The 24,932-nt window shown below is 30.3% G+C and carries 27 protein-coding genes; 15 read left to right on the top strand and 12 right to left on the bottom strand.

Features of this window, described 5'->3' with window-relative positions; genetic code table 11:
* Window positions 1–63 precede the first annotated feature (63 nt).
* Window positions 64–978, bottom strand: coding sequence for a glutaminase (locus IM755_RS05895; RefSeq protein WP_194094709.1), 915 nt, complete (start codon window positions 976–978; stop codon window positions 64–66).
* A gap of 131 nt (window positions 979–1,109) precedes the next feature.
* Between IM755_RS05895 and IM755_RS05890 the strand changes: the two genes are divergently transcribed.
* The 5 genes from IM755_RS05890 to IM755_RS05870 all read left to right on the top strand — a co-directional run bounded on the left by IM755_RS05890 (window position 1,110) and on the right by IM755_RS05870 (window position 6,676).
* A complete protein-coding gene (locus tag IM755_RS05890) occupies window positions 1,110–3,248 on the top strand; it encodes a TonB-dependent receptor (protein ID WP_194094707.1) in 2,139 nt (712 codons plus the stop codon).
* A 218-nt stretch (window positions 3,249–3,466) separates the two neighbouring features.
* The gene (locus tag IM755_RS05885; RefSeq protein WP_194094705.1) at window positions 3,467–4,087 is read left to right on the top strand and encodes a hypothetical protein; all 621 of its coding nucleotides are present in this window, start codon (window positions 3,467–3,469) and stop codon (window positions 4,085–4,087) included.
* An 8-nt stretch (window positions 4,088–4,095) separates the two neighbouring features.
* Window positions 4,096–5,439: a 2TM domain-containing protein gene (locus IM755_RS05880; protein WP_194094702.1), complete on the top strand. Its 1,344-nt coding sequence runs from the start codon at window positions 4,096–4,098 to the stop codon at window positions 5,437–5,439.
* 24 nt (window positions 5,440–5,463) lie between these two features.
* Entirely contained in the window at window positions 5,464–5,832 is a 369-nt protein-coding gene (locus IM755_RS05875; RefSeq protein ID WP_026724644.1) for a 2TM domain-containing protein, read from the top strand.
* 76 nt (window positions 5,833–5,908) lie between these two features.
* Window positions 5,909–6,676, top strand: a complete 768-nt coding sequence (locus IM755_RS05870) for a LytR/AlgR family response regulator transcription factor (protein ID WP_194094700.1) — start codon at window positions 5,909–5,911, stop codon at window positions 6,674–6,676.
* Here the strand turns inward: IM755_RS05870 and IM755_RS05865 are convergent, their stop codons facing one another.
* From IM755_RS05865 to IM755_RS05840, 6 genes are all read right to left on the bottom strand, one after another.
* A complete protein-coding gene (locus tag IM755_RS05865) occupies window positions 6,677–7,357 on the bottom strand; it encodes an ABC transporter ATP-binding protein (protein WP_194094698.1) in 681 nt (226 codons plus the stop codon). It lies immediately after the preceding gene.
* Window positions 7,354–8,271 carry an ABC transporter permease gene (locus IM755_RS05860; protein WP_194094696.1) on the bottom strand — a complete coding sequence of 306 codons (918 nt, stop codon included), beginning with the start codon at window positions 8,269–8,271 and terminating at the stop codon, window positions 7,354–7,356. The genes IM755_RS05865 and IM755_RS05860 overlap by 4 nt, the downstream gene beginning before the upstream one ends.
* A complete protein-coding gene (locus IM755_RS05855; protein WP_194094694.1) occupies window positions 8,271–9,290 on the bottom strand; it encodes a COX15/CtaA family protein in 1,020 nt (339 codons plus the stop codon). The genes IM755_RS05860 and IM755_RS05855 overlap by 1 nt, the downstream gene beginning before the upstream one ends.
* A gap of 74 nt (window positions 9,291–9,364) precedes the next feature.
* Complete coding sequence (locus tag IM755_RS05850; protein ID WP_194094692.1) at window positions 9,365–10,780, bottom strand: CCA tRNA nucleotidyltransferase; 1,416 nt, start codon at window positions 10,778–10,780, stop codon at window positions 9,365–9,367.
* A 94-nt stretch (window positions 10,781–10,874) separates the two neighbouring features.
* Window positions 10,875–11,441, bottom strand: coding sequence for an L-threonylcarbamoyladenylate synthase (locus IM755_RS05845; protein WP_194094690.1), 567 nt, complete (start codon window positions 11,439–11,441; stop codon window positions 10,875–10,877).
* 7 nt (window positions 11,442–11,448) lie between these two features.
* Window positions 11,449–12,318: an ATP-grasp fold amidoligase family protein gene (locus IM755_RS05840; protein ID WP_194094688.1), complete on the bottom strand. Its 870-nt coding sequence runs from the start codon at window positions 12,316–12,318 to the stop codon at window positions 11,449–11,451.
* Window positions 12,319–12,411: 93 nt separating this feature from the next.
* On the opposite strand from IM755_RS05840, the gene IM755_RS05835 reads away from it, so the two are divergent.
* The gene (locus IM755_RS05835; RefSeq protein WP_194094686.1) at window positions 12,412–13,524 is read left to right on the top strand and encodes a glycosyltransferase family 4 protein; all 1,113 of its coding nucleotides are present in this window, start codon (window positions 12,412–12,414) and stop codon (window positions 13,522–13,524) included.
* Window positions 13,525–13,526: 2 nt separating this feature from the next.
* The gene (locus tag IM755_RS05830; RefSeq protein ID WP_194094684.1) at window positions 13,527–14,405 is read left to right on the top strand and encodes an ATP-grasp fold amidoligase family protein; all 879 of its coding nucleotides are present in this window, start codon (window positions 13,527–13,529) and stop codon (window positions 14,403–14,405) included.
* A 17-nt stretch (window positions 14,406–14,422) separates the two neighbouring features.
* Here the strand turns inward: IM755_RS05830 and IM755_RS05825 are convergent, their stop codons facing one another.
* Window positions 14,423–15,142, bottom strand: a complete 720-nt coding sequence (locus IM755_RS05825; RefSeq protein WP_194094682.1) for a class I SAM-dependent methyltransferase — start codon at window positions 15,140–15,142, stop codon at window positions 14,423–14,425.
* Window positions 15,143–15,399: 257 nt separating this feature from the next.
* Between IM755_RS05825 and IM755_RS05820 the strand changes: the two genes are divergently transcribed.
* On the top strand, window positions 15,400–16,266 hold the full coding sequence (locus IM755_RS05820) for an ATP-grasp fold amidoligase family protein (protein WP_317172432.1): 867 nt from the start codon (window positions 15,400–15,402) through the stop codon (window positions 16,264–16,266).
* Here IM755_RS05820 and IM755_RS05815 read toward each other — a convergent pair.
* A complete protein-coding gene (locus tag IM755_RS05815) occupies window positions 16,252–16,974 on the bottom strand; it encodes an adenine nucleotide alpha hydrolase family protein (RefSeq protein WP_194094677.1) in 723 nt (240 codons plus the stop codon). The genes IM755_RS05820 and IM755_RS05815 overlap by 15 nt on opposite strands.
* Window positions 16,975–17,826: a glycosyltransferase gene (locus IM755_RS05810; protein WP_194094668.1), complete on the bottom strand. Its 852-nt coding sequence runs from the start codon at window positions 17,824–17,826 to the stop codon at window positions 16,975–16,977.
* A gap of 74 nt (window positions 17,827–17,900) precedes the next feature.
* Between IM755_RS05810 and IM755_RS05805 the strand changes: the two genes are divergently transcribed.
* From IM755_RS05805 to IM755_RS05790, 4 genes are read left to right on the top strand one after another with little or no spacing between them, the layout of a single operon-like run.
* A complete protein-coding gene (locus IM755_RS05805) occupies window positions 17,901–18,665 on the top strand; it encodes a Kdo domain containing protein (RefSeq protein WP_194094666.1) in 765 nt (254 codons plus the stop codon).
* A gap of 25 nt (window positions 18,666–18,690) precedes the next feature.
* Window positions 18,691–19,503: a glycosyltransferase gene (locus IM755_RS05800; protein WP_194094664.1), complete on the top strand. Its 813-nt coding sequence runs from the start codon at window positions 18,691–18,693 to the stop codon at window positions 19,501–19,503.
* A gap of 23 nt (window positions 19,504–19,526) precedes the next feature.
* On the top strand, window positions 19,527–20,345 hold the full coding sequence (locus tag IM755_RS05795) for a glycosyltransferase family 2 protein (protein ID WP_194094662.1): 819 nt from the start codon (window positions 19,527–19,529) through the stop codon (window positions 20,343–20,345).
* Between the two features lie 5 nt (window positions 20,346–20,350).
* Window positions 20,351–21,295, top strand: coding sequence for an NAD-dependent epimerase/dehydratase family protein (locus tag IM755_RS05790; RefSeq protein ID WP_194094660.1), 945 nt, complete (start codon window positions 20,351–20,353; stop codon window positions 21,293–21,295).
* Here the strand turns inward: IM755_RS05790 and IM755_RS05785 are convergent.
* Complete coding sequence (locus tag IM755_RS05785) at window positions 21,285–22,337, bottom strand: glycosyltransferase family 9 protein (protein ID WP_194094658.1); 1,053 nt, start codon at window positions 22,335–22,337, stop codon at window positions 21,285–21,287. The two genes, IM755_RS05790 and IM755_RS05785, sit on opposite strands and share 11 nt — an antisense overlap.
* Window positions 22,338–22,340: 3 nt before the next feature.
* Window positions 22,341–23,156 carry a 2,3,4,5-tetrahydropyridine-2,6-dicarboxylate N-succinyltransferase gene (locus IM755_RS05780; RefSeq protein ID WP_194094656.1) on the bottom strand — a complete coding sequence of 272 codons (816 nt, stop codon included), beginning with the start codon at window positions 23,154–23,156 and terminating at the stop codon, window positions 22,341–22,343.
* A gap of 115 nt (window positions 23,157–23,271) precedes the next feature.
* Here IM755_RS05780 and ruvX point away from each other — a divergent pair, with 115 nt between their 5' ends.
* The 3 genes from ruvX to IM755_RS05765 all read left to right on the top strand — a co-directional run bounded on the left by ruvX (window position 23,272) and on the right by IM755_RS05765 (window position 24,878).
* Window positions 23,272–23,685, top strand: coding sequence for a Holliday junction resolvase RuvX (gene ruvX, locus IM755_RS05775; RefSeq protein ID WP_194094654.1), 414 nt, complete (start codon window positions 23,272–23,274; stop codon window positions 23,683–23,685).
* 55 nt (window positions 23,686–23,740) lie between these two features.
* Window positions 23,741–24,328, top strand: coding sequence for a peptide deformylase (def, locus tag IM755_RS05770; protein WP_194094650.1), 588 nt, complete (start codon window positions 23,741–23,743; stop codon window positions 24,326–24,328).
* Between the two features lie 115 nt (window positions 24,329–24,443).
* Window positions 24,444–24,878 (top strand): DUF5606 family protein, encoded by a 435-nt coding sequence (locus IM755_RS05765; protein WP_194094648.1) that lies wholly within the window; start codon window positions 24,444–24,446, stop codon window positions 24,876–24,878.
* Window positions 24,879–24,932: the final 54 nt, after the last annotated feature.

The following is a 24,932-nucleotide window of genomic DNA, read 5'->3' as shown; positions in this document are numbered from 1 at the left end:
AACTGCAAAAGTAATTATTATTTACGAGAAACTTTTTTGCTTTTGCGATTTGTTGATAAGATTTTAAAATATGGATAAGGAGGTTTCAGTAGTCAATCGCTCTAAGGTTTCTAAGCCGTAAAACGAATTTCCTTTTTTGTTTAATTTCGGACTCCAAACTGCTACGGTGTAATGATTTGGGAAAACAGCAACCACGCCACCGCCAACACCACTTTTTCCAGGAAGCCCAACTTTAAACGTAAATTCGCCCGCTTGATCATAAAAACCACACATTTGCATTAAAGCGTTCATGCGTTTGCATTTGCTAGTGGAAAGGAATTTTTTATCACTTTTTGGAATTATACCATTATTTGCAAAAACTTGAAAACACTTGGCTAAATCAACGCAACTCATTTCTATTGAACATTGATGATAATAAAAGTCTAAAACTGCTTCAGGTTCGTTTTTGATGTTGCCAAAGGATTTGATAAAGTTAACTAAAGCCGCATTTCTATATCCAAAAGCTTTTTCAGATTGTGCTACATTTTCGTTGTAATTGATATTTGGATTTTCGGTTAGTTCTTTTACGAAATCAAGAAGAAAGGCTTTTGGATTTTCAAAATGATCTAACATCAAATCGGCTACAACTAAAGCTCCAGCATTGATAAACGGATTTCTTGGAATTCCATTCTCATTTTCCAATTGTACCAACGAATTAAATGAATTTCCAGAAGGTTCATAGCCAACACGTTCCCATAAATCGTTTCCAATTTTAGAAAATATAAGCGAAGTCGTAATGACTTTTGAAATACTTTGAATTGAAAATTTTTCTAAAGCATCGCCTTTTGTAAATACGTTTTGATGTTTGTCAACCAAAGCAATTCCGAATTTATTGGCATCAACTTTTGCTAATTCTGGAATGTAATCGGCTACTTTTCCAGTGTTTTCGATTTGGATGACTTCGTTGTAAATTCCGTCTAAAATATCTTGGTATGCCATGAAACTAATTTTGGTAAAAGTAATTAAAATTAGGAAAGCTACAATTCATCCTCAAAAAATGACAGTTCGGTTAGTTTCAATTTTAATCAAGTTTTTTCAGTAGCAACTTTGCTTCATCAAAAACAAATAAGATGAAATCAATTCTAAATTTATTAATCGTATTAACTTCACTAATTTCTTTTGGGCAAACCGAAATCAAAGGGCAAATTGTTGATGAACAAGGACTTGCAGTTTTAGGAGCTAATGTTTTTATTATTGGCACATATGATGGAACTACTTCTGATGAAAAGGGAAATTTTAGTTTCAAAACAACGGCTTCAGGAAATCAGAAATTACAAATTAGTTTTTTGTCGTATGAAACGATAATTTATGATTTTGTGGTTGAAAAATTTCAATCAAAAGTTTTTACAATTAAAGAAAGCCTCAATACTTTAAATGCTGTTGAAGTTACCGCTGGAACCTTTAAAGCTGGCGATAATAGTAAAGCAACAGCGCTAAAGGCAATGGATATTGTAACCACAGCTGGTTCGGCGGGAAATATTATTGCAGCATTAGAAACTTTGCCAGGAACACAAACGGTTGGTGAAAACGGAAGATTATTTGTTCGTGGTGGTGAAGCAGACGAAACCCAAACCTATGTTGATGGGATTCGTGTAGGACAACCATATGGAGCAAGTGCTAATAATGTACCAACAAGAGGAAGATTTTCACCTTTTTTGTTTAGTGGAATTACATTTTCTACTGGTGGTTATAGTGCGGAATTTGGTGATGCTTTGTCTAGTGTGTTATTAATGAATACTATTGATGAACCTATTCAGAATCAAACAGATATTTCAATTATGACGGTGGGTGTCGGATTAGGTAAAACTAATAAATGGGAAAAAAGTTCTTTTACATTTAATACGAGTTACATCAATTTAGCACCTTATCAAAAAATTGTTCCTCAAAACTTAGATTGGAATAAACCATTTCAGTCGCTGTCAGGAGAAAGTATTTTTCGTTATAAATTTAAAAGTGGAATTTTAAAAGTTTATGGTGCTTTTGATTATTCTACATTTGATTTGAATCAGAAAGACATCAATTTTGAGGATAAAATTCGTTTTGATTTGCAGAATAATAACTTTTACTTCAATACTTCATATAAAGGTTATTTGAATGATAATTTACAACTTCAAACCGGATTTAGTTATGGTTACGCACAAAACAAAATTGGAATTTCAGCGGATAAAGTTGCGAATAACGAACGAACATTACATACTAAATTTAAATTAAGAAATTCATTCTCAAATCGATTCAAATTGAGTGTTGGTGCCGATTTGTTTCACACGAATTTTGATGAAAATTTCAATGTTTTTGGTTATGGATATCAAAATAATACTATTGCATTCTTCTCTGAAGCTGAAATCTTATTATCAAGAAAAATAGCTTTTAATCTTGGATTACGTTCTTCAAATGCTTCTATTGTTGATGAGTTTACAGTGGAACCAAGAATTTCTTTCGCTTACAAAGTAGCTGAGAACAGTCAGTTTTCAATGGCTTATGGTAATTTCAATCAAACTGCACGACAAGATTACTTAAAATTTGATTCCAATTTAGATTACGAAACCACATCTCATTACATTTTGAATTATATGTACAACAAACAAGGAAGAATGTTTCGAGCAGAAACTTATTATAAAGACTATAATAGCTTGGTGAAGTACAATGGAACTCAGGCTGGATTTGATAGCAATTATAATAATGAAGGATTTGGTTATGCCAAAGGATTGGATTTGTTTTGGAGAGATAGTAAAACTATTAAAAATTTAGAATATTGGGTTTCCTATTCGTTCATAGACTCCAAACGTGATTTTAGAAATTATGAATCACAAGTTACACCATCTTTTGTTGCCAATCACAATTTTTCATTGGTTACAAAGTATTTTGTGAGTGACTGGAGATCGCAAATTAGTGCTACTTATTCTTATAATTCAGGAAGATCTTTTGATAATCCAAATGTAACAGAATTTATGTCTGAAAAAACAAAATCATTTAACAATTTAAGCTTGAGTTGGGCTTATTTGGTTTCTCAGCAAAAGATACTTTTTTTATCGGTTACAAACTTGTTGGGTACTGAAAATATATTTGGGTATCAGTATGCAAATACGCCAGATTTAAATGGGCAATTTCAACGTCAAGCTATCACACAGCCCGCTAGTCGCTTCATTTTTGTGGGGTTCTTTTGGACAATAAGTGATAATAAAAAGTCAAATAATTTGGATAATTTGTAGTAAAAAGTAAAAATAAAAAGGATTTCTAATTACTATTCACTTATCACTAATTCCTAGAAAAATACAATTCATCCTCAAAAATCAACAATTCGGTAAGAATCAATTTTAAAAGAATAAAATCTGACGGAAATTTGAATCATCAAAATAAAACAATTCAAGAACAAGTGCAATTTCAAAATCAAAAACAAAAAATCATTAACTGTAAAAAAGAATATATCATGACAAAAATTATCACTATCATCGCATTGTTTGTAGCATCATTAGTAAGTGCTCAAGGACAATTTGAACAAGGAATGGGTAAAGCTTTACAAACCTGGAAAGAAGGAAAACCTGCAGAAGCAGTTGCGCAATTAGAACGAATTGCTTCGGTTGAAAAAACAAATTGGTTACCAAATTATTACATTGCTTTCATTAATACTGCACAAGCTTTTGGTGAGAAAGACAAAGCAAAAATGGAATCTTTATTAAGAGTAGCTCAAAAAGCACAAGATGTTTGTAACGAATTAGCACAAGATAATCCAGAAGTTTTAGTAATGCAAGCTATGATTCACACCGCTTGGATTGTTTATGATCCAATGACAAACGGACAAAAATTATCGGGAGATGTAATGTACATTTTAAATAAAGCTTACAAAATTGCTCCTGAAAATCCGAGAGTTGTATTCCAAAAAGCTTCGTTTGAAATTGGAATGGCACAATATTTTGGACAAGATACAAAACCAATGTGTGTTCAAATTGAAAAAGCAATCGAACTTTTTGCTACTTTTAAACCTGAAACAGCTTTTCATCCAAGTTGGGGATTGGATAGAGCACAAGCAGAATTAAAAAAATGTAAATAAAATCAACTATGATTGATAAATTAATAAAACAGTTTCCGAGAGCTACTTTTATTGTGCTACTTGTATTTGTAGTTTTAGTCATCATAAAAGTACTTTCTGGAGGTTCTGTAGAGTGGAATGAAGGATTAGCTTTGCAATTTTTTTACACCATGCTTTATGGATATACACTTTATTATGCCAATGCAATCATTTTTATAAAGTTAGATGATGTTTATCAGACAAGTAGGTTTTCAAGAAATAGAATTTTTTTAGGATTTTCTCTTTCGTTTATTGTATCAGTAATTGTGATTTTTTTACTTCGAATAGTAGAAGATGTAGTAATAGAAGAGAAAACAATTCAAGAATTTTTAGCAAATGAAAGACCTTCTAATTACATTGTTTCAGTCGTAATTACGTTTGTTGTAACCTTAGCCATTCATGCGATTTATTTTTACAAAGCTTATCAAGAAAACAAAGTCAAAGAACAAAAAATTATTGCAGGAACCGCTTCGGCACAGTTTGAAAGTTTAAAAAATCAAATAGATCCACATTTTCTTTTTAATAGTTTAAATGTATTGAGTTCGTTAATTGAAGAAAATCCAGAAAGTGCTCAAAAATTCACAACTTCGCTTTCCAAAGTATATCGCTATGTTTTGGAGCAAAAAGATAAAGAATTGGTTTCGGTAGCTGAAGAATTACAATTTGCCAAAACGTACATGAATTTACTGAAAATGCGATTTGAAAACAGCATCACATTTGAAATTCCGGAAGGTTTTGAAAATGAAGAAGCTAAAGTAGTTCCGCTTTCGTTACAGTTATTATTAGAAAATTGCATCAAGCACAATGTAGTTAGCGAAGCAAAACCGCTTCACATCAAAATTAGTATTGAAAATGGTCAGTTAGTCATTGCTAACAATCTTCAGAAAAAAGAAGTTTTACAAGACCGAAAAGGCGTAGGATTACAAAATATTGTGAATCGCTACGGAATTTTAACCAAAAGAAAAGTATTGGTAGAAGAAAACGAAAAAGAATTCAAAGTCTTGCTACCAATTTTAACCAAACAAATAAATATTATGGAAACAACATACAATTATAATGAACAAACGGCTTATGACCGAGCGTCAAGAAGAGTCAAAGAAATAAAAGAGTTTTACGGAAGTTTAATTTCTTATTGCATCGTAATTCCGGTTTTAGTTTTTATCAATTTTAGAACTTTCTCAGGATTTCAGTGGTTTTGGTTTCCGATGTTAGGTTGGGGAATGGGATTGGTTTTTCATGCTTTCCGAGTTTTCGGTTACGGAAGTTCTTGGGAAGAACGAAAAATTCAAGAGATTTTGAAAAAAGATCAGGAGAAAAACAATAAATGGGAATAATTAAATTTTAAAAAATAAGAAATCATGAGTTTACAAGATAGAATCAATAGTAGAATGGATAAAGAAGCGTTTAAAAACTTTATTCCATCCAATGCCGAAGAAGCAAGATATTATGAAGCAGTTAAAAGAGTTAAGAAAATCAAAGGATTTTATACGCACGCTGTCGTTTATTTGGTCATCAATATTATGATTGTGATTATCAATATTCAAAATTTAAAAGATGGCGAAAGTTATTTTCAAGCGCATAATTTCTTCACCGCTTTCTTTTGGGGATTAGGATTGTTAGCACACGGGTTATCTGTATTTTTGCCTGATTTTATCATGGGAAAAAACTGGGAAGAACGCAAGATTAAGGAATTTATGGAGAAAGAAAAAGCGAATAAGTGGGAATAATTAGTCACAGTTTTCAGTCGCAGTTGACAACACAAGAACTTGAAACCTGAAACTTAAAACCTGAAACAAAAATACAATGAACATATTAATTATCGAAGACGAAAAACCAGCAGCACGATTGTTGCAACGCAAGGTTGAAAAATTAGGTTTGCAAATAAACACAATGTTACACTCTGTGGAAGAAGCTATTGCATGGTTTCAAAACAATCCGCATCCTGATTTGATTTTTTTAGACATTCAATTGTCTGATGGTTTGTCGTTTGAGATATTTGAGTACTTTGACAAAGCTCAGCAACACATCAAAAGTGCGGTGATTTTCACAACCGCTTATGATGAGTACGCTTTGCGAGCTTTCAAATTGAATAGTATTGATTATTTATTGAAACCAATCGATGAAGAAGATTTGGAAGTCGCTGTCAATAAATTTAAAGCTAGAACTCAATCGCAAAATATTTCATTAGATTTTGAAGCGATTAAGCGAATGTTAGTCAATCCAGTGGAAAAGGAATACAAAAAGCGTTTTTCAGTAAAAATTGGCCAACAATTAAAAGTGATTTCCATTGATGAAGTAGAATGTTTTTACAGCGAAAACAAAGGAACTTATATTCACACTTTAGACAACCGTGATTATTTAATTGATTCGACTTTAGAAGTTATAGAAGCAGAAATCAATCCAAAAGAATTCTATCGAGTAAGCCGAAAATTCATAGTTCCTCTGAAAGCAGTGAAGGAAATTCAAGTGTATTCGAATTCAAGATTAAAAATCATTTTACCAACATACAAAGACGATGAAGTCATTGTTGCAAGAGAACGTGTTGGTGATTTTAAAGAGTGGATAGGGTAGTTACTTCAAATTTAGAAAGTCAATTTTATTACCAATTGATTTTTTTTTCATTTCATTTTCTAGTTGGTAAAAATCTGATTTAATCACTCTTTTTGAAATGGAATTGTTTTCAAGAATCATTATTTCGTCACAAGTATCATTTAATGTTGAGAAAATGTGAGAAGAAATAATTATCGTTTTTCCTAGGTCTTTTAATTTATGAATGATTTCGGTTATTATGATATTACTTTGAATGTCAACTCCATTAAAAGGTTCGTCTAAAATGAAATATTTGTTTTCTTGAAGCAAAATAGCTGTTAGGGCTAATTTCTTTTTCATCCCAGTAGAATATTTTGATGCATATTCATTTAGTGGTAAGTCAAAAATTTTATTTTTTTCGAAGTCAATTGTATTGATATTTCTTGCATTACATAATAATTGAATATATTCTTTTCCAGTAATTTTTGGAAAAAAGTAAGGTTCGGTTACCAATAAACCTAAATGATTTTTTAATATAGGTAAGTCAGATTTTATTTCGCCATTATACGTTTCTAAACCTGCAATACAATTAAATAAAGTTGTTTTTCCGGCACCATTTTCTCCAACTAATCCGTATACTTTACCGCTTTCAAAAAGTAAATTTATAGACTGTAATACAACCTTGTTGCCATATTTTTTTGATAAATTTTCAATTTGAATCATTTGAGAAGCTGTTTGAGTTGTTTTAATGATTGAAGGTAAAAATATGGAATTACAATAGCTAACAATGGTGGAAAATAAATGCAAAAGCCAAGTAATACACTTTGAATAATATTCATTTTATCTGGATAGGCGGCATATTTTGCTAAAATAATAGTTATTAGGAATAAGTATCCAAATGCTAAAAAAGTTACAATCGCTTCTATTTTATCGAAAAATAAAATGACTAAAATTGTAGTAAATGGAAGAACTATGAAGGAACTATATAAAATAGAAGTCTTAATTTTTTCGATTAAAAAAGATTTTGGATTTAAATTATAACTCCACACAAAAAACGAAGTTTCGGGAACGGAATAATAAGAAAAAAAGATTAGAAAAACTGAAATTAATGCTGCTATCCCAAGATTTAGATTTGTAACTTCAATTGCTTTAAATAATAAGAATATTGAAATAAGGAAAATATAAAAAGTATTTCTAAAACCAATAGTAAATTCGAAAGGCTTTTTTGAAAAAGGAGTTGGAATTATAAAATTATAAATAGATTTTAAACTTATAAACCCTAAAATGATTGCTAAAATTAAATAAGCAGGAATAAATAGAAAATTATTAAGATAGATTAAAAAAGCAATGAAAGGTAGAGCAATTAGAATGTTTTCGGAAATTCTAATGAGTTTATAATCTGAGGATTTAAAACAGTATTTTAAAAATCTATTTCGAGTAACTTCACTAAGTTTTAGAATCAGAATACAATAGGTTAAAATATAAAGATAATTTGCATAATCTACTTTTTCAAAAAGGGTTTTGGAACCCAAAATGAAAGCAAAAATCAGAATAAAATAACCTAAAATTATAGGCATTCCATATTCAATAAACGAACGATTTATCATTTTATATTGAAGATGGAAATAGTATTTCATTATTTACTAAATCTATGCAAAGTAAATGTCATTGCCGTCAATAAAAAGAACGCCATGATTTGATGTGCTAATCCTAACCAAAGTGGTACATGGAAAAGCAAGGTAAAAATTCCTAAAAGAAATTGGATAAATACAAAAACCAATAACGTTTTAACTCCGTTCTCTTGCGTTTTATCTAAAGTAAATTTTCTACTTTTTATGAATAAGAAAATAATCATTCCCACTACTACATAAGCGAATGTTCGGTGAATGAATTGAACGCCACTTTTTCCTTCTGTAAAAGATAACAATAAATTTGATTGTTCTAATTTTATACTTTCATGAAAGAATTGTCCATCACTCATTAAAGGCCAATGGTTGTGAATTAATCCTGCATTTAAACCTGCAACAAAACCTCCGTAAATGATTTGAATGATTAAAATTACTAAAGCAATACGAGCTATTTTTCGCAATTCTAAAACTGGTAATTTTCGCTCTGGATAAATTAAATCTAAGGCAACCCAAAGTGTATAAGCAAACGTAATAAAAGCAAATGTTAAGTGAATCGCTAATCTGAAGTGACTCACATCGGGCATGTCTTTTAAACCACTGGCTACCATGAACCAACCCAAAAATCCTTGAAAAGCGCCCATTCCTAAAAGAATAAAACATTTTTTGATGGTTTCGTTATCTAATTTCTTTTTGATTAAGAAATAAACAAACGGGATAATGAAAACCACACCAATAATGCGACCAATAAAACGGTGAAACCATTCCCAAAAGAAAATAAATTTATAATCCTCTAATTGAAAATCTTTGTATTGATTTACTTTTTGGTATTCTGGAAATTTCTTGTATTCTTCAAAAGCTTCTATCCATTTTTCTTCCGACATAGGAGGGAAGGTGTCGTTAATTAAATGCCAATCGGTCATGGATAAACCAGAGTTGGTTAGACGTGTAATTCCGCCAACAGTTACCATGATAAATAACAAAACACATCCTGAAAGTAGCCAGTAAATAACTGATTTATTAGTTTTCATATTTCTTGATATTCAAAAAGCACCCCAAATTTACGCAATGCTAATTTGAAAAGTGCTTTAACAGATTATAATTTTTATACTTTTTTCAATCCCATTTTTGAAGCTTTGTTCAAGATAAAATCTTTCGCAGCTTCGTATTCGTTTGGAATTTCGCCTTCTAAAATGGCTTCTTTTACCGCTTCTTTCAAAATCCCAATTTCTCTACAAGGTTTCAAACCAAATAATTCCATAATTTCTTCGCCCGAAATAGGAGGTTGAAAAACACGAACTCTATCTTTTTCTTCCACTTCTACTATCTTCTCTTTTACAATGTCGAAGTTCTTGTGGTATTTTTGAAATTTCTTTGGATTTTTAGTCGTGATATCCGCTTTGCATAAGGTCATCAAACTATCGATATCTTCTCCAGCATCAAAAACCAAACGACGCACTGCGCTATCCGTAACAATATCTTCTGCAATTACAATTGGGCGCGAACTCATCGTAACCATTTTTTGCACAAATTTCATTTTGTGATTCAAAGGCATGTGCAAACGTTCAAATATTTTTTTGACCATTTTTCCACCCAAAAATTCATGTCCGTGAAACGTCCAACCTTGTTTTTTGTTGAATCTTTTGGTTGGTGCTTTGCCAATGTCGTGTAATAAGGCCGACCAGCGTAACCAAACATCATCAGTATTCGGGCAAATATTGTCTACTACTTCTAACGTATGATAAAAATTGTTTTTGTGCGTATGACCTTCGACTTCTTCTACATTATTCAAAGCCGTTAATTCAGGTAAAATAATGTCCAATAAACCCGTTTGATACAAATGTAAAAATCCGATTGATGGTTTATCTGAAGCTAAAATTTTATGCAATTCATCAACAATTCGTTCGCCTGAAATGATATTGATTCTATCTTTATTTTTTGAAATCGCTTCTAAAGATTTTGATTCTATTTCGAAATTCAATTGCGTAGCAAAACGAATGGCGCGCATCATACGCAATGGATCATCAGAATACGTAATGTCTGGATTTAAAGGTGTTTTGATGATTTTATTTTTCAAATCTTCTACACCATTAAATGGGTCAACTAAATCACCAAAGTTTTCAGAATTCAAAGAAAAAGCTAAAGCGTTTATCGTAAAATCTCTTCTTTCTTGGTCGTCTTTTAATGTCCCATTTTCTACTAGAGGATTTCGGCTATCGTGTGTGTACGATTCTTTTCGAGCACCTACAAATTCCACGTCAATATCATCGTAGCGTAACATCGCAGTTCCATAATTTTTAAAAACTTGCACTTTTGGATGAAACGGAATTAATTCGGAAACTTTTAAAGCCAATTCAATTCCGCTACCAACGGCAACGATATCGATGTCTTTTTTGTGGTCTCTGTTGAGTAATATATCGCGAACAAAACCACCAATTACATAACATTCCAAGTTGAGTTCTTGGGCTGCTTGCGAAATGATTTTGAAGATGTTATGTTCTAAATGTTGTTTGTAATTCATTTTCTTAATTAGTCAATTTGACAATTCGGCAATGCGCCAATTAATTATCAAACAACATCATTGGCTAATTGACAAATTGAAATATTGGCACATTTTACTTGCGAATCACTTTTACCTGGCTATCTAAACCTAATTTAATAATCGTAGAAGGATTTTTGCAAACTTTATCGTGGTGCAAATTTACTACATAGTCCACACCTTTTATAATTTCGGGACTAATTTCTTTGAAAGTTTTTGGTGTAGGTTCGCCTGAAATATTTGCTGACGTAGAAACCAATGGTTTTTTCATGCGTTCCATTAGTTTAAAACAGAAAGGTTCCGTAACTAATCGAACTCCTAACGTGTTATCTTCAGCAACGATATTTTTAGCTACATTTCGAGGATTATCTAAGATTAAAGTTGTCGGTTTTTCAGATAAATCTAGAATTTGCCAGGCCACATCAGGAATTTCTTTGAAAACGTTATACATCATGCGTTCTCCGTTCATTAAAACAATCATGCTTTTGGTTTCTTCCCGTTGTTTTAACGCGTAGATTTTTTTTACAGCTTCTTCATTTGTGGCATCGCAACCAATTCCCCAAACGGTGTCGGTTGGATATAAGATAATGCCACCATTTTTAATGACTTCGAATGCGTTGTGTACTTCAGTATTGATATCCATTAATTTTTTAATTTGGTAATTTAAAATAATCTCCAACAATTGTATTCATCTCTTCTGGTAGAAATTTTATTAGTCCATTTCCTGGATAAAAAGTTAATTCGCCAAAAATGATATGGTTTTCAATCAAGTAAAAGTCAACTCGAACAAAAGGGAAATTTTCAGCTAATTTTTCTACAACTTCTATCATCTCTGTTAATTTTTCAGGTCTTGTTGTTTCATCTTCATAAAACAATTTTTTTTCGGTACAAAAATTAAGCTTTTCCCAATCGGTATTATAATAGCACCTGTAATTTTTTATTTGTCTTTCAATATCTATTTGAATAAACTTTATTTTACCATCAAAACAGAAAAATTTGTAATCATTAATTACTTCTTTTTCAAATTCTTCAAGAAATTTTTCGGCAATAATTAAAGGTTTTATGCCTTTATAAGCCCATTCTTTTCCTTTATTATAGAAGTTTTTCTTTTGCCATTTCTCTAATATTTTTTTTGTTTTAACTATATCTAGAGATGATTTGTCTTTTACACAAATATTATAACCACTACCATGAACACATTTTAATACAAATTTATTTGGTAGTTTTTCAAAATCAATTTCATTAGGGGTTTCGTAAACGCCTAGTAAAGTATTTAAATATTTTTCTCCAATTTTATCAGAAACGAATTCTCTAACATTGTATTTGTCAACTAGTTTTCTAAGAATTGGATTTTTATAATTTAATTTATACCACTGAATTTTTTCATTAAAAGTCTTTGGGTTTTTTAAATTTAGTTTATTCCCTGTTACATATTCATATTGTAAAGGGATGTAGATTTTAGGTGGCAAAAATTTAAAGTTTTTTAATAATCTTAAAATTATTTTTTTATAATTTCTCATGTTTAAAAAATGATTGTAAATATATGTTTTTTTACTTAAAATATCTTTTATAAATTAAATAAGAAACTATATTTGTTTTAAAATAAAATAATAATGAGACTTATTCAATTAACTGCCTCAATGGGCTGGAGAGGCCATGAACAAAAAATCATTTATTTATATGAAGCGTTTAAGGAGTATGGATATGTAGAGGATCAATGGATTATATGTCCTGAAAACTCAGAGGTTTTTAAAGTTGCTACTGAAAAAGGAATGAACGTAATTTCTTTTCCATATAAGTCTGAGTATGATTTTAAATTTGCTAAGCAGTTAAGTTTGATTTCAAAAGAAAAAAAAGCAGATGTAATTTTTATTCATAGTAGTCAGTCTCATACTATGGCTGTATTATCTGCAATTTTTTATGGATTAAAAACGCCACTAGTTTTATGCAGAACTTTAATAAGACGAGTAGATACAAATTTCTTACGAAAATGGAAATATAATTATAAAGGAATAAAAAAAATAATTTGTGTTTCAGAACCAGTTGTTGAGGTTTTAAAATATGCAGTTAAAGATCATTCGAAGCTATGTGTTGTGGGAAGTGTTACCGATATTCATAAATTTAAAAAGCAATCTAAGATAGGTGCCTTACATCAAGAATTTAATATTCCAACTGATTACAAAATAATAGGTAATATCGCTGAGTTTACAGGTTTTAAAGATCATAAAACTTGGGTAAATACCGTTGCGGAACTTGTTAAACGTGGTGTTAAAGCAAAGTATATTTTAGTAGGAAAAGGTTCTTTGGAAAATGAAGTTAGAGAACAAGTAGCAGCTTTAGGTTTACAGAATGATATTATTTTTGCAGGTTTTAGAAAAGATATTCCTGAAATTCTTCCTGAATTTGACCTGTTTTTGTTTACATCTAATAATGAGCCGACAGGTGGAGTACTTTTGGAATCCTATGCTTGTAGAGTTCCTATTGTAGCCGCAAAAGCGGGAGGAATCCCTGAAGTTGTGATTGATAATGAAACAGGTTTGTTGGCAGAAGTCGGGAATCCAATTTCATTTGCTGATAAAGTAGAGCAAATGATGAATGATAAACAATTACAAGAAAAATGTAGTACTAATGGATATCAATTCTTAATTGATAATTTCACGAAAGAAGTAATTGCAAAAAAAATGTTTAATGAATTGAATGAAGTGGTACTTTTTAACCAAAAATAAAAATGTTCTTTTTTAAACGTAAGTGTATTAAATTGTATTTGAATTTGCTTAAATTTATTAATGCAAGTGACGAAATGATTTCTATATATCAGTATTACTTAAAAAATGGAAAAAAACCAGATTTAGTTAATCCAAAAGAGTTTATGGAAAAAACTTTATGGCTAAAACTAAATTATTATACTGAAAGTTATGGTAAATATGCTGATAAATATGATGTTCGAAATCATGTTGAAAGAACAATAGGAGGTAAATATTTAAATGATATTTTTGGGGTTTATGATTCAGTTTCTGAAATAAGTTTTACAGATTTACCTCAACAGTTTGTTTTGAAAGGAACACATGGTTCAGGCTATAATATTATTGTAAAAGATAGAGATAATCTGAATCTTGAAAAAGTTAAAAAGAAATTAAACCAATATCTTTCTGAAAATTACTATCACAAATTTCGTGAAAAGATTTATAAAGATTTAAAGCCTAGAATTTTAATTGAAAAATATATCACTGAAATTGATAGTGAGGAACTTATAGATTATAAATTTCATTGTTTTCATGGTAAGCCTAAATATGTATTTGTGCAAAAGAACAAATCGGAAAACATAAGAAAATGTTTTTATGATTTAAATTGGAATAAAGTACTACCCGAGACCTATAATTCTTCTTTTTATAAAGCCGATTTTAAAAAGCCTGAAAATTTTGATGAAATGGTTCAAATTGCAGAAAAATTATCAGAAGGTTTTGTTTTTTTAAGAGTTGATTTATATTCTATAGGGCATAAAATTATTTTTGGTGAATTAACTTTTTTTTCAAATGCCGGACTTATCAGAAGTTCAATAGAAAGATTTAATATAGAATTTGGAGATTTAATTCAGTTGCCTAAATAGTTTTTTAAAAAATTATTTTATTTTTTAAGTTTGAATTGAATCAATCCCCAATTTACTTCAATTCTATTACAGGTTGTTTGAATTCCTAAAATATTTTGAATTCCTTCATAAATAATGCTGCCACTAGCTTTATCTAATCCAAAAAAGAGTTTAAAAAACAAAATCATTTCTTCTTTACTATTAAAAACAAATGGATATTCATTGTATTTACATTCAACAATTTTGTTTTGAATGTTTGGATATTTTTCAAAATAATCTTCATGAAAGAAATCACCTTGATGACCTAAAGAATTATATTCATTAACAAATTGATTTAAAAAGACATCGATTGATGTTTCTTTTTTTACATCTGCAAAAATTAAATTTCCATCAGATTTAATTACTCTTAAACATTCTTCTACAAATTGCGGAACATTTTTTAAATGATGCATGCCACTAAGTGAAAAAACGGCATCAAAACTGTTTGATTTAAAAGGTAGTTTTTCTGGAGAAACGAGTTTTATGTCATTATTTGTAAATCCCTCAGAAAAATCCGTTGATGTTACATTTAAATGATTTGGTAAAAAATGCTTTAAATAACCACCGCCAGAGGGAATATCTAAAATTTCATTTAAAGATGAAAAATTTAAAGATGAAATTAAGTTGTTGAATTCATGAAATCTAACATGTGGATAATTTTGCATTGCAAAATGATAATCTAGTGCTCGTTTCTGAAAAATCAACCTGTAGTCGTTCATTTGTAATTGTATAATATTAGTTGAGTTTTTATAAGAAATGAAAATAAATAAAGTAATCACAAATGTATATTTTTTTTAAATTTTATTCACCTCCTGTTTAATATTTATCTATTTTTTGTTTTTAAAAAAACAATTAAATAATAAATGCGAAAGTATTTGTTTAATACCGATTTTGAATAAATTTGTTTTCATTCTCAAGAAGGTTTTACGATCCATTTTTTTGGTTTAGTATCTTCTTTTTAATCTAGTGTATTAAGATGAGTTTTATTAATCGTATTAATTTGAAACTTAATTCAATATTCTGTTTTTCAGATGTTAAGTTTTGTAAGTGTAAATATTATAAGTATAATAACAAAAAATTGAATTTAGAAAATCCTTCTGAATTCATGGAAAAAATTCAATGGTTAAAATTGAATTTTTATAAAGAAGAATACGGTTGTTATGTGGATAAATTTGAAGTTAGAAAATATGTGGCCAATAAAATTGGTGAGAAATACTTGAATCCTATTTACGGAGTTTTTGATTCATTTAAAGATATTGACTTTTCAATATTACCTGAAAAGTTTATCATAAAAGGAACTCATGGCTCTGGGATGAATATTTTGGTTGTTGATAAATCAAAAATTGATTTAAGTAAAATAGAGAAAAAAATAAAAACTTTTTTAAAAACAGAATACTTTAAAGTAAATCGGGAGTATGTTTATAAAAAATTGAAACCACGTATTGTTGTTGAAGAATTAATCGATTCGGGTAATGAACAATTAAAAGATTATAAGTTTTATTGTTTTAGCGGCGTTCCAAAATATGTTTTAGTTAAAACTTCAATTAATGGCGTTGAAAAAAAATGTTTTTATGATTTAAATTGGACTAAAATTTGCCAAGAAAAGATTACTAAAGACTATTTTGAGCACGAATTTGAAAAACCGGATAATTTCAATGAAATGATAGACGTTGCTACTAAACTTTCCGAGGGTTTTATTTTTATACGAGTTGATTTGTATTCGCATAATAATAGTGTGATTTTTGGTGAATTAACTTTTTTTCCAATGGGAGGAATGAAGCGATTAAAAATGGAAAAATTAAATAAAGAAATGGGAGACGCTATACAGCTACCCTTTCAATAATTTTATCTTGTAAATTTTTAAATAGCCTTTTATTCTGTTTTTCAAAGGAATACGATAAGACAATCCTTTTTTAATAACATCCTTACAAGGATTACATTTGCCACAAGGAATATTGTCTTTTGGACTATGACAAAACCAAGTTAAATATAATATGTCTAGCCAGTTATTTTGTTTGGCAATTTTTAGCATATCTGTTTTTAAAAGATTTATTATTGGAAAATCAAAATATTTAAAAACAATATGGATGTTATTATAATGTTGGTTAGTTTCAATTTTTGAGGAAGATAGCTTGAAATAATTCTTTTCTAAAAAGTAAGCAAAAGATGATTTTTCTAGATTTTTTTCAACGCATAATTCAACGTTTGTTAAATTATTTGAATGACAAAAATTCGCAATCCACTCATATTGACTTCCGATTTTTTGATGACTTTTAATTTCTTTGAAAGCTTTTTCTATTACTGAATTATCTTCTATTTCTTCTTTCTTTACAAACCAAATTGGTTTTAAATAGTTTTTACTTTCTGGAAATTGATTAAAAAGCTTTTTAGTAATATTTTCAATAGCATTAAGTTCCTGATTTAAAGACTTTCTATCGTTATCTATAATATAAATAGGTTGTACTTCTATCTTTTCTGCCAAAACCAACTGAAGAATTCTAAAAGTAGAATCCCATCCACTTGTCCAAAGTATATAGTGTTCTTTTTGCATTTATTTCACCTTGTAAATCCCTAATCCTTTTTTAATTTGTTTGCTTACTAATACCATTTTTACATAAAGGTAATTTCTAAGACTTAAAAACCACCACTTTGAAAATGGAAGTTGAGTAGCAATGATTTCTTTGTTTTTACTTTCTGAAATAATAAAATCAGAATTAATATTGCTCCACTTGATGTTTCCGTAACCATCAAATTCATTGACTTTGTTTTTTCCATGAATTACAGAAAGCCATAATCTTTTTTCAGATAAATGAATAATTCGTGGTTCTTTTTTCCACATGTTGTGCACATAATGCCACACCGTTTTAGGATTGTCGTTTCGTTCAATTAAACTGATAAAAGGATTGAAAATATGTTCCTTTTTACCTAAAATAAAATTGGGTTCTACTTGTAAAGTGTAGCCATTAATATTGTCAATGGCTAAAAAATCTTGTTTATTGAATTGTTTCTGTATTTCGTTGATGAAATCTTTATGAATACAATCATCATTGTCAATACGCGACGTAATTAAATAGTCTTGATCAGCAGCATTTTCTTTTAGATAATTTAAAATCGCCTCATTAAATTTAGGCATTCCATCAATGTAAAAAGGAACGATTAAATCATTTTTTTGAAGGATACTTTCAATTTTTGCTCGATAGGTATCACTTGTGCTACTATCAAAAAACAAGAGCCATTTGAAGTTTTTATTAGACTGATTTATGACAGAAGGCAAGCAATAATTAGAAAATAATTCCAAGCGCTCATCCATCCATTTTTCATCTAAAAGAGCTTCGTTGTTTTTAGTTACATCCCATTCTGGATTTTTTAAATTAAAACGTGTGATTAGAAAGTGATAAAACATGGCTTTTTTTTGGTAAAAATAAACTAAATTAATAAAAAAACTTACTTTTGTAGTTACAAATGAATTTGTCCTAAATGAAAAAAATATTTCACCCTGATTATGAATATCTTCAACCTCAATTTGATTCTCTTTTAGAGAATTTTAAAACTTCGGGTGAATTAATTGGTTCTGAAAAACGAAATGTTATCAAAGTTTTTACTGTAGGAGATTTTTCAGTCAATATAAAATCATTTAAAAAACCGAATTTACTTAATGCTTTTATTTATGGATACATTCGTAAATCAAAAGCACAACGTTCTTTTGAGTATGCTCAAATTTTGTTGAGTAAAGGAATTGGTACTCCTCAACCTTTTGCGTATTATGAAAATAAAACCGTTAAAGGTTTAGAAGAAAGCTACTATTTTAGCTTACAACAAGATGTTGATTTGATGTTTCGCAATTTGATTTTTGAACCAAATTATCCTAATCGAGATGAAATCATTAAGCAATCGGCAAATTTCTTTTTTAAAATTCACAATCTAGGAATCGAATTTATCGATAATACTGCTGGAAATACTTTGATTAAAAAAGTAGGTGAGAACGAATATAATTTTTATTTGGTTGATTTAAATCGAATGAGTTTTCATGAGGAATTGTCATTAAATCAACGCGTTAAGAATATTGCTAAATTAACAAATGATAGTTACATCAATAAAGTCTTTAGTGAGGCGTATGCGCCTTTGTACGGAATTGAATCGGATGTTTTCTATACCCTTTTGATGAAAGAATCGAATAATTTTTTGGATAGTTTTAATAGAAGAAAGAAAATTAAAAAACGATTAAAATTTTGGAAAAAGTAGTATCTTTCGTTTTTTATCATCGTTAATGAAATTATCTGTAATAATTACAACATACAATTCGGAAGATTGGTTACGTAAAGTGCTAATCGGTTACAGTGTTCAAACTGAAACGGATTTTGAATTGGTAATTGCAGATGACGGTTCTACTGAAAAAACCAAACAAGTTATTCAAAGTTTTTCTTCTAAATTTAAATATCCAATTCTTCATGTTTGGCAAGAAGATAATGGTTTTCGAAAATCAGAAATTTTAAACAAAGCCATTTTAAAAGCTAATTCAGATTACCTTCTTTTTACAGATGGTGATTGTATTCCAAGAAATGACTTTGTCGCCACACATTTGAAACACCAACAAAAAGGATATTTTTTATCAGGTGGATATTTTAAATTACCTTTGTCCTTGTCTAATTTTATTTCCGAAGACGCTATTGTTGAACAAAATTGCTTTTCGATTAAATGGTTGGTTAATAATGGCTTGAAGGCTAATTTTAAAGTATCGAAGCTGACTAAGAACAAATACTTTGCAAGTTTTATGAATTGGATAACACCAACGAAGAAAACGTTCAACGGGCATAATTCGTCGGTTTTTAAAGAAGATTTATTGGCTATCAATGGATTTAATCAAGATATGCATTACGGTGGATTGGATAGAGAAGTAGGCGAACGTTTGTTTAATTTAGGAATCTTAGCGAAACAAATAAGATACGAGGCAATTTGCTTACATTTGCATCACGAAAGAGGATATGCCGACCCACAAAAAATAGCGGCGAATTTAGAAATTAGACGTTATAATATAAAACATAATATCATTAGAATTAAAAACGGAATTTTTGCAGAATAAAACCGTTTCTAAAAACATAAAGAATGAAAATATCAGTAGTTGTAAGTACTTATAATGCAGAAGAATGGCTGGAAAAAGTCTTAATTGGGTATAGTGTACAAACTTATAAAGATTTTGAATTAATAATTGCCGACGATGGTTCAAGACCTTCAACAAAAGAATTGATTGATTCTTATGCGAAAGATTATCCTGTGCCCGTTCGTCATTTGTGGCATGAAGATTTAGGATATAGAAGACAAGAAATTTTAAATGTTGCCATTGTAGAAGCGGCTCATGAGTATATAATCATGACAGATGGCGATTGTATTCCGAGAGCTGATTTTGTAGAAGTACATGCACAACAAGCAGAAAAAGGAAAGTTTTTATCTGGAGGATATTGTAAACTTCCAATGAAAACTAGTAAAGCCATTACCAAAGAAGATATACTTACACAAAGATGTTTCGATGTAAAATGGTTGAATAAAATAGAGAAATTAGACTTTTCCAATACTTTAAAATTAGGTTCAGATGGAATTATCGCTAAAATTTTAGATGTTATTTCGCCTACAACACCATCGTTTAACAATTGTAATTCTTCTGGATTTAAAGAAGATATGATTGCAATTAATGGTTATGATGAAAGAATGAAATACGGTGGACCCGATAGAGAATTTGGAGAGCGTTTAGAGAATTACGGAGTAAAAGGAAAACAAATCCGCCACAAAGCGATTGTTTTACACTTAGATCATGCACGTGGTTATAAAACACCCGAATCGTTAGCTGCTAATTTAGCTATCAGAAAAGAAGTGCGCGATAAAAAAATTAAATGGACACCTTTCGGAATTAAGAAAGAAGAAAAATAATAAGTATGCGAATATTAGTAACAGGAGCAGCAGGATTTATAGCGTCACACTTATGTGAAAAATTAGTAGCATTAGGTCACGAAGTGGTTGGATTAGATAATTTTAACGATTATTACAGTCCAGCTTTAAAGGAAATGAATGCTAAAGATTTAGAAGCAAAAGGGGTTTTCATCTTTAGAGTAGATTTGAACGATGACTTATCAAAAGTATTCGAAAAACCGTATGATTATATCTATCATTTGGCTGCCCAACCTGGAATTTCATCTGATACTACTTTAGAGGAATATGTTAAAAATAACATTTATGCTACTCAAAATTTGTTAGATGCCGTTTTAGCTTATAATCCAAATTTAAAATCGTTTGTAAATATTGCTACTTCATCTGTTTATGGAATTGAAGCTACAGTAGATGAAACGATTCCGGCGCAACCTGTTTCTTTTTATGGTTCTACCAAATTAGCAGCCGAACAATTAGTGTTAGGATTACAACGTCTTGGAAAATTGAAAGCTTGTTCTATTCGTTTATACTCAGTTTTTGGACCAAGAGAACGCCCAGAAAAATTATATACCAAATTAATTGAAAATCTTTACAACGATAAACCATTTCCATTGTTTGAAGGAAGTGTAAAACACGAGAGAAGTTTTACATATGTAGGTGATATCGTGGATGGATTAGCTGCAATTATCGGGAAAGAAGCTGCGGTTGATGGTGAAATTATCAATTTAGGTACTGATGAGGTAAATACTACACAAGACGGAATTACCGCTGTTGAGCAAATCATGCATAAAACCTTGATTATTGATAACAAGCCTCCAAGAAAAGGCGATCAGCAACGTACTGCTGCAGTTATCGATAAAGCTAGAAAATTATTGAATTACGAACCTAAAGTAACCTTAAAACAAGGACTTGAAGAACAAATAAAATGGTATAAAGAGAAGTTTATTGACTAATCTTTTTTACAAATTGCTGTAATTTATCAGCAAATAGTTCAGGATTCAATTTATCATACCACTCCAAAGCTTTTTCTTTAAAGTTTTTGGGGTGTTTGTTTTTATATAAGTCAGGAAAATAATCAGATAAGTGTACAATTTCATGTAAACCTGTTTCTTCAAAAATATTCCACGATGTTCGGTTGATCCAAGGAGCATAAATCGTAAAAGTTGGAATATTTAACGCTTTTGACATATTGGTGGCACCGCCTTCATTTCCGACTAAAGCATCACATTGCGATAATACGGCTAAGAATCCGCGTAATCCTTTTACATAAAAATCGAATACAATTTTTGATTGCGCATTAGCATCACACAAATTAAAAATTGCTTTAGCTTCTTCTTGTTGATTTGGCATATAATTAAAAACCAATTGTACATCTGCGGTAGAAGCAATTTTGTTTAATACTTCCGCCATATACGCATTAGGTAAGCTCTTGTTTTTTCCACTTCCTAAAACACTAATCATCACGATTTTTTTTGATACATCTAATTGACTTGCAATTTGATTTTTAGCGTTTTCAATTTCAGATGGAGTCAAATGAATTTTTGGAAAAATCTGCGGAATATCTTTTTTAATAGCGGTTTTGGCTAATAAAATTCGGAAAGCATTTGCTGTTCCATTACATTCCGTATCTGGAATAACAGTTTCGGTTAAGAAAAGTTTGGAATACCATTTGTAAGTTCCAATTCGTTTTTTTGCGCCACTTAAATACGTTGGGATTAAACTTTGAAACTTTCCATAAACATCAATTACGGTGTCGTATTTTTCTAGTTTTAATTCCGTTCCTAAACGGAATAATCCACTTAATCCCTTGTATTTATCTTCTTCAAAAAACAATACTTTGTCAATAAAAGGATTGTTTTCCACCACTGGGAACGTATTTTTTTGAATCAAATAATGCACTTCACAGTTTGGGTGCTGTTTCTTAATAGCTTCACAAATGACAGTACTTGCCAGTACGTCACCAATCATCTTAATTTGTATGACAAGTACTTTCATTTATTATACTGCTACGTTATATTCTCTTAAAGCATCATTCAAAGAAGTCTTCAAATCAGTTGAAGGTTTTCTTTGTCCAATGATTATCGCACAAGGTACTTGATAATCACCAGCAGGGAATTTCTTCGTATAACTTCCTGGAATTACTACTGAACGAGCAGGAACAACTCCTTTATATTCAATTGGCTCATCACCTGTTACATCAATAATTTTTGTAGAACCTGTCAAACATACATTCGCACCTAAAACCGCTTCTTTTCCTACGTGAACTCCTTCTACCACAATACATCTTGAACCGATGAAAGCGCCATCTTCAATGATTACTGGAGCCGCTTGTAATGGTTCTAAAACACCTCCAATTCCAACACCACCCGAAAGGTGAACATGTTTTCCAATTTGAGCACAACTTCCTACGGTTGCCCAAGTATCCACCATCGTACCTTCATCTACATAAGCACCAATGTTTACATAACTTGGCATTAAAATTACTCCCGATGAAATGTAAGCACCATATCTTGCTACCGCATTTGGAACAACACGAATTCCTTTTTCTGCATAATTACGTTTCAACAACATTTTATCGTGATATTCAAAAATACCAGCTTCCCAAGTTTCCATTTTTTGAATAGGGAAGTACATTACAACCGCTTTTTTAACCCATTCGTTTACTTGCCAACCGTTATTTGTTGGTTCAGCCACACGAAGTTTTCCGCTATCTAATAATTCGATAACTTCTCTGATTGCTTTTTGCGTAGTTTCTTCTTGTAATAAAGCACGATTTTCCCATGCTTGTTCTATTGTTGCTTGTAAATTGGTCATAATTTTCAAAATTTGAGTAGCAAAGATAAATCATTTGTTTGAAAGCCAAAACCAATAGTTTAAAGATTGAAGTTCATTTTGTGAAACAAATGCCTTATTTTTGTAAAAAAATGAAATGTCAAGAATTTTAGCCATAGATTACGGAATCAAACGAACAGGAATTGCTGTTACCGATGAAATGCAGATGATAGCTTTCGGGCTAACTACAATTCCATCTGAAACGGCAATTGCTTTTTTAAAAGACTATTTTTCGAAAGAAAAAGTAGAACGTGTAATTGTTGGTGAACCTAAACAAATGGATGGAACACCTTCGCAAAGTGCCGAAATCATCAATGCTTTTGTGACTAAATTTCAAGAAGCTTTTCCTGCAATGCCAGTGGATAGAGTAGACGAACGTTTTACTTCCAAAATGGCATTCCAAACCATGATTGATAGCGGTTTAAAAAAGAAACAACGTCAAAATAAAGCATTGGTTGACGAAATTGCCGCAACAATTATGCTTCAAGATTATTTACATTATAAAAAATAGTACTTTTGCATTCGAAATTTAGAATTCAGAAGTTAGAAATTAGAAAATACCGATTATGATTTTACCAATATACGGATACGGAGAACCCGTTTTACGCAAAGTAGGAGAGGACATTACTCCAGAATATCCGAATCTTAAAGAAACAATTGCTAATATGTATGAAACCATGTATCATGCACATGGCGTTGGTTTGGCGGCTCCACAAGTTGGGTTACCTATTCGCTTGTTTATTGTTGATACCGAACCTTTTAGCGATAGTGATGATGTTTCTAAAGAAGAAGCTGCTTTAATGAAAGATTTCAAAAAAACGTTCATCAATGCAAAAATAATCAAAGAAGAAGGTGATATTTGGGGATTCAACGAAGGTTGTTTGAGTATTCCAGATGTGCGTGAAGATGTTTTTCGCCATGATACGATTACCATTGAATACATGGATGAAGATTTCAATAAGAAGACAGAAGTATATGATGGTTTAATCGCTCGTGTTATCCAACATGAGTATGATCACATTGAAGGAATTTTATTTACCGATCATTTGTCAATTCTGAAAAAGAAGTTAATTGGGAAGAAATTGCAAAACATTATGGATGGTAAAGCAAGACCCGATTATAAAATGAAATACGTAAACAAAAAAGGACGTTAATTACAGTATTCAGTGTTCAGTTTTTAGTATTCAGTTTTTCTTTAAACTTTTTACTTTTTACGTTTCACTTTTTACTTTAAAATAATATATTTGCCAACCTTAATAAGTAAGAAACATGAGCATTCAAAAAATATTAGCTATTTCTGGGAAACCAGGTTTATATGAATTAAAAATTCAAACACGTACAGGATTTGTTGCCGAATCTTTATTAGACGGAAAAAAGATAACTGTTGGAATGAGAGCTAACGTAAGTTTGTTATCAGAAATTGCAGTGTACACGTATTCAGAAGAAGTGCGTTTAGCAGAAGTTTTCAAAGCAATTGCTACGAAAGAAAACGACGGTATGGCAATGTCTCATAAAGAAGACGATGCAAAATTAAAAGCATACTTCAGAGAAATTTTACCAGAATTTGATGAAGACAGAGTATATACTTCTGACATCAAGAAAATCTTAAACTGGTACAATTTGTTACAACCAAAAGGTTTCGTTTCATTAGAAGCGTTATCTAAAGAAATCAAACAAGAAGAAGAAACTCCAGCTGCTGAATAAGCATTGGAAAAATTATACTTTAAAATCCTGCGTTTTCCACGTGGGATTTTTTAT

The organism is Flavobacterium proteolyticum, from assembly GCF_015223105.1.
GTDB lineage: Bacteria > Bacteroidota > Bacteroidia > Flavobacteriales > Flavobacteriaceae > Flavobacterium > Flavobacterium proteolyticum.
Note: the sequence above shows the minus strand (reverse complement) of the source record. Positions and strands in the feature narration are given on the sequence as shown.

What these genes read in the sequence shown, in the direction of transcription:
- IM755_RS05895 (WP_194094709.1), bottom strand. Translation starts at nt 978, where the DNA reads ATGGCATACCAAGATATTTTAGACGGAATTTACAACGAAGTCATCCAA.
- IM755_RS05890 (WP_194094707.1), top strand. Translation starts at nt 1,110, where the DNA reads ATGAAATCAATTCTAAATTTATTAATCGTATTAACTTCACTAATTTCT.
- IM755_RS05885 (WP_194094705.1), top strand. Translation starts at nt 3,467, where the DNA reads ATGACAAAAATTATCACTATCATCGCATTGTTTGTAGCATCATTAGTA.
- IM755_RS05880 (WP_194094702.1), top strand. Translation starts at nt 4,096, where the DNA reads ATGATTGATAAATTAATAAAACAGTTTCCGAGAGCTACTTTTATTGTG.
- IM755_RS05875 (WP_026724644.1), top strand. Translation starts at nt 5,464, where the DNA reads ATGAGTTTACAAGATAGAATCAATAGTAGAATGGATAAAGAAGCGTTT.
- IM755_RS05870 (WP_194094700.1), top strand. Translation starts at nt 5,909, where the DNA reads ATGAACATATTAATTATCGAAGACGAAAAACCAGCAGCACGATTGTTG.
- IM755_RS05865 (WP_194094698.1), bottom strand. Translation starts at nt 7,357, where the DNA reads ATGATTCAAATTGAAAATTTATCAAAAAAATATGGCAACAAGGTTGTA.
- IM755_RS05860 (WP_194094696.1), bottom strand. Translation starts at nt 8,271, where the DNA reads ATGAAATACTATTTCCATCTTCAATATAAAATGATAAATCGTTCGTTT.
- IM755_RS05855 (WP_194094694.1), bottom strand. Translation starts at nt 9,290, where the DNA reads ATGAAAACTAATAAATCAGTTATTTACTGGCTACTTTCAGGATGTGTT.
- IM755_RS05850 (WP_194094692.1), bottom strand. Translation starts at nt 10,780, where the DNA reads ATGAATTACAAACAACATTTAGAACATAACATCTTCAAAATCATTTCG.
- IM755_RS05845 (WP_194094690.1), bottom strand. Translation starts at nt 11,441, where the DNA reads ATGGATATCAATACTGAAGTACACAACGCATTCGAAGTCATTAAAAAT.
- IM755_RS05840 (WP_194094688.1), bottom strand. Translation starts at nt 12,318, where the DNA reads ATGAGAAATTATAAAAAAATAATTTTAAGATTATTAAAAAACTTTAAA.
- IM755_RS05835 (WP_194094686.1), top strand. Translation starts at nt 12,412, where the DNA reads ATGAGACTTATTCAATTAACTGCCTCAATGGGCTGGAGAGGCCATGAA.
- IM755_RS05830 (WP_194094684.1), top strand. Translation starts at nt 13,527, where the DNA reads ATGTTCTTTTTTAAACGTAAGTGTATTAAATTGTATTTGAATTTGCTT.
- IM755_RS05825 (WP_194094682.1), bottom strand. Translation starts at nt 15,142, where the DNA reads ATGAACGACTACAGGTTGATTTTTCAGAAACGAGCACTAGATTATCAT.
- IM755_RS05820 (WP_317172432.1), top strand. Translation starts at nt 15,400, where the DNA reads ATGAGTTTTATTAATCGTATTAATTTGAAACTTAATTCAATATTCTGT.
- IM755_RS05815 (WP_194094677.1), bottom strand. Translation starts at nt 16,974, where the DNA reads ATGCAAAAAGAACACTATATACTTTGGACAAGTGGATGGGATTCTACT.
- IM755_RS05810 (WP_194094668.1), bottom strand. Translation starts at nt 17,826, where the DNA reads ATGTTTTATCACTTTCTAATCACACGTTTTAATTTAAAAAATCCAGAA.
- IM755_RS05805 (WP_194094666.1), top strand. Translation starts at nt 17,901, where the DNA reads ATGAAAAAAATATTTCACCCTGATTATGAATATCTTCAACCTCAATTT.
- IM755_RS05800 (WP_194094664.1), top strand. Translation starts at nt 18,691, where the DNA reads ATGAAATTATCTGTAATAATTACAACATACAATTCGGAAGATTGGTTA.
- IM755_RS05795 (WP_194094662.1), top strand. Translation starts at nt 19,527, where the DNA reads ATGAAAATATCAGTAGTTGTAAGTACTTATAATGCAGAAGAATGGCTG.
- IM755_RS05790 (WP_194094660.1), top strand. Translation starts at nt 20,351, where the DNA reads ATGCGAATATTAGTAACAGGAGCAGCAGGATTTATAGCGTCACACTTA.
- IM755_RS05785 (WP_194094658.1), bottom strand. Translation starts at nt 22,337, where the DNA reads ATGAAAGTACTTGTCATACAAATTAAGATGATTGGTGACGTACTGGCA.
- IM755_RS05780 (WP_194094656.1), bottom strand. Translation starts at nt 23,156, where the DNA reads ATGACCAATTTACAAGCAACAATAGAACAAGCATGGGAAAATCGTGCT.
- ruvX (WP_194094654.1), top strand. Translation starts at nt 23,272, where the DNA reads ATGTCAAGAATTTTAGCCATAGATTACGGAATCAAACGAACAGGAATT.
- def (WP_194094650.1), top strand. Translation starts at nt 23,741, where the DNA reads ATGATTTTACCAATATACGGATACGGAGAACCCGTTTTACGCAAAGTA.
- IM755_RS05765 (WP_194094648.1), top strand. Translation starts at nt 24,444, where the DNA reads ATGAGCATTCAAAAAATATTAGCTATTTCTGGGAAACCAGGTTTATAT.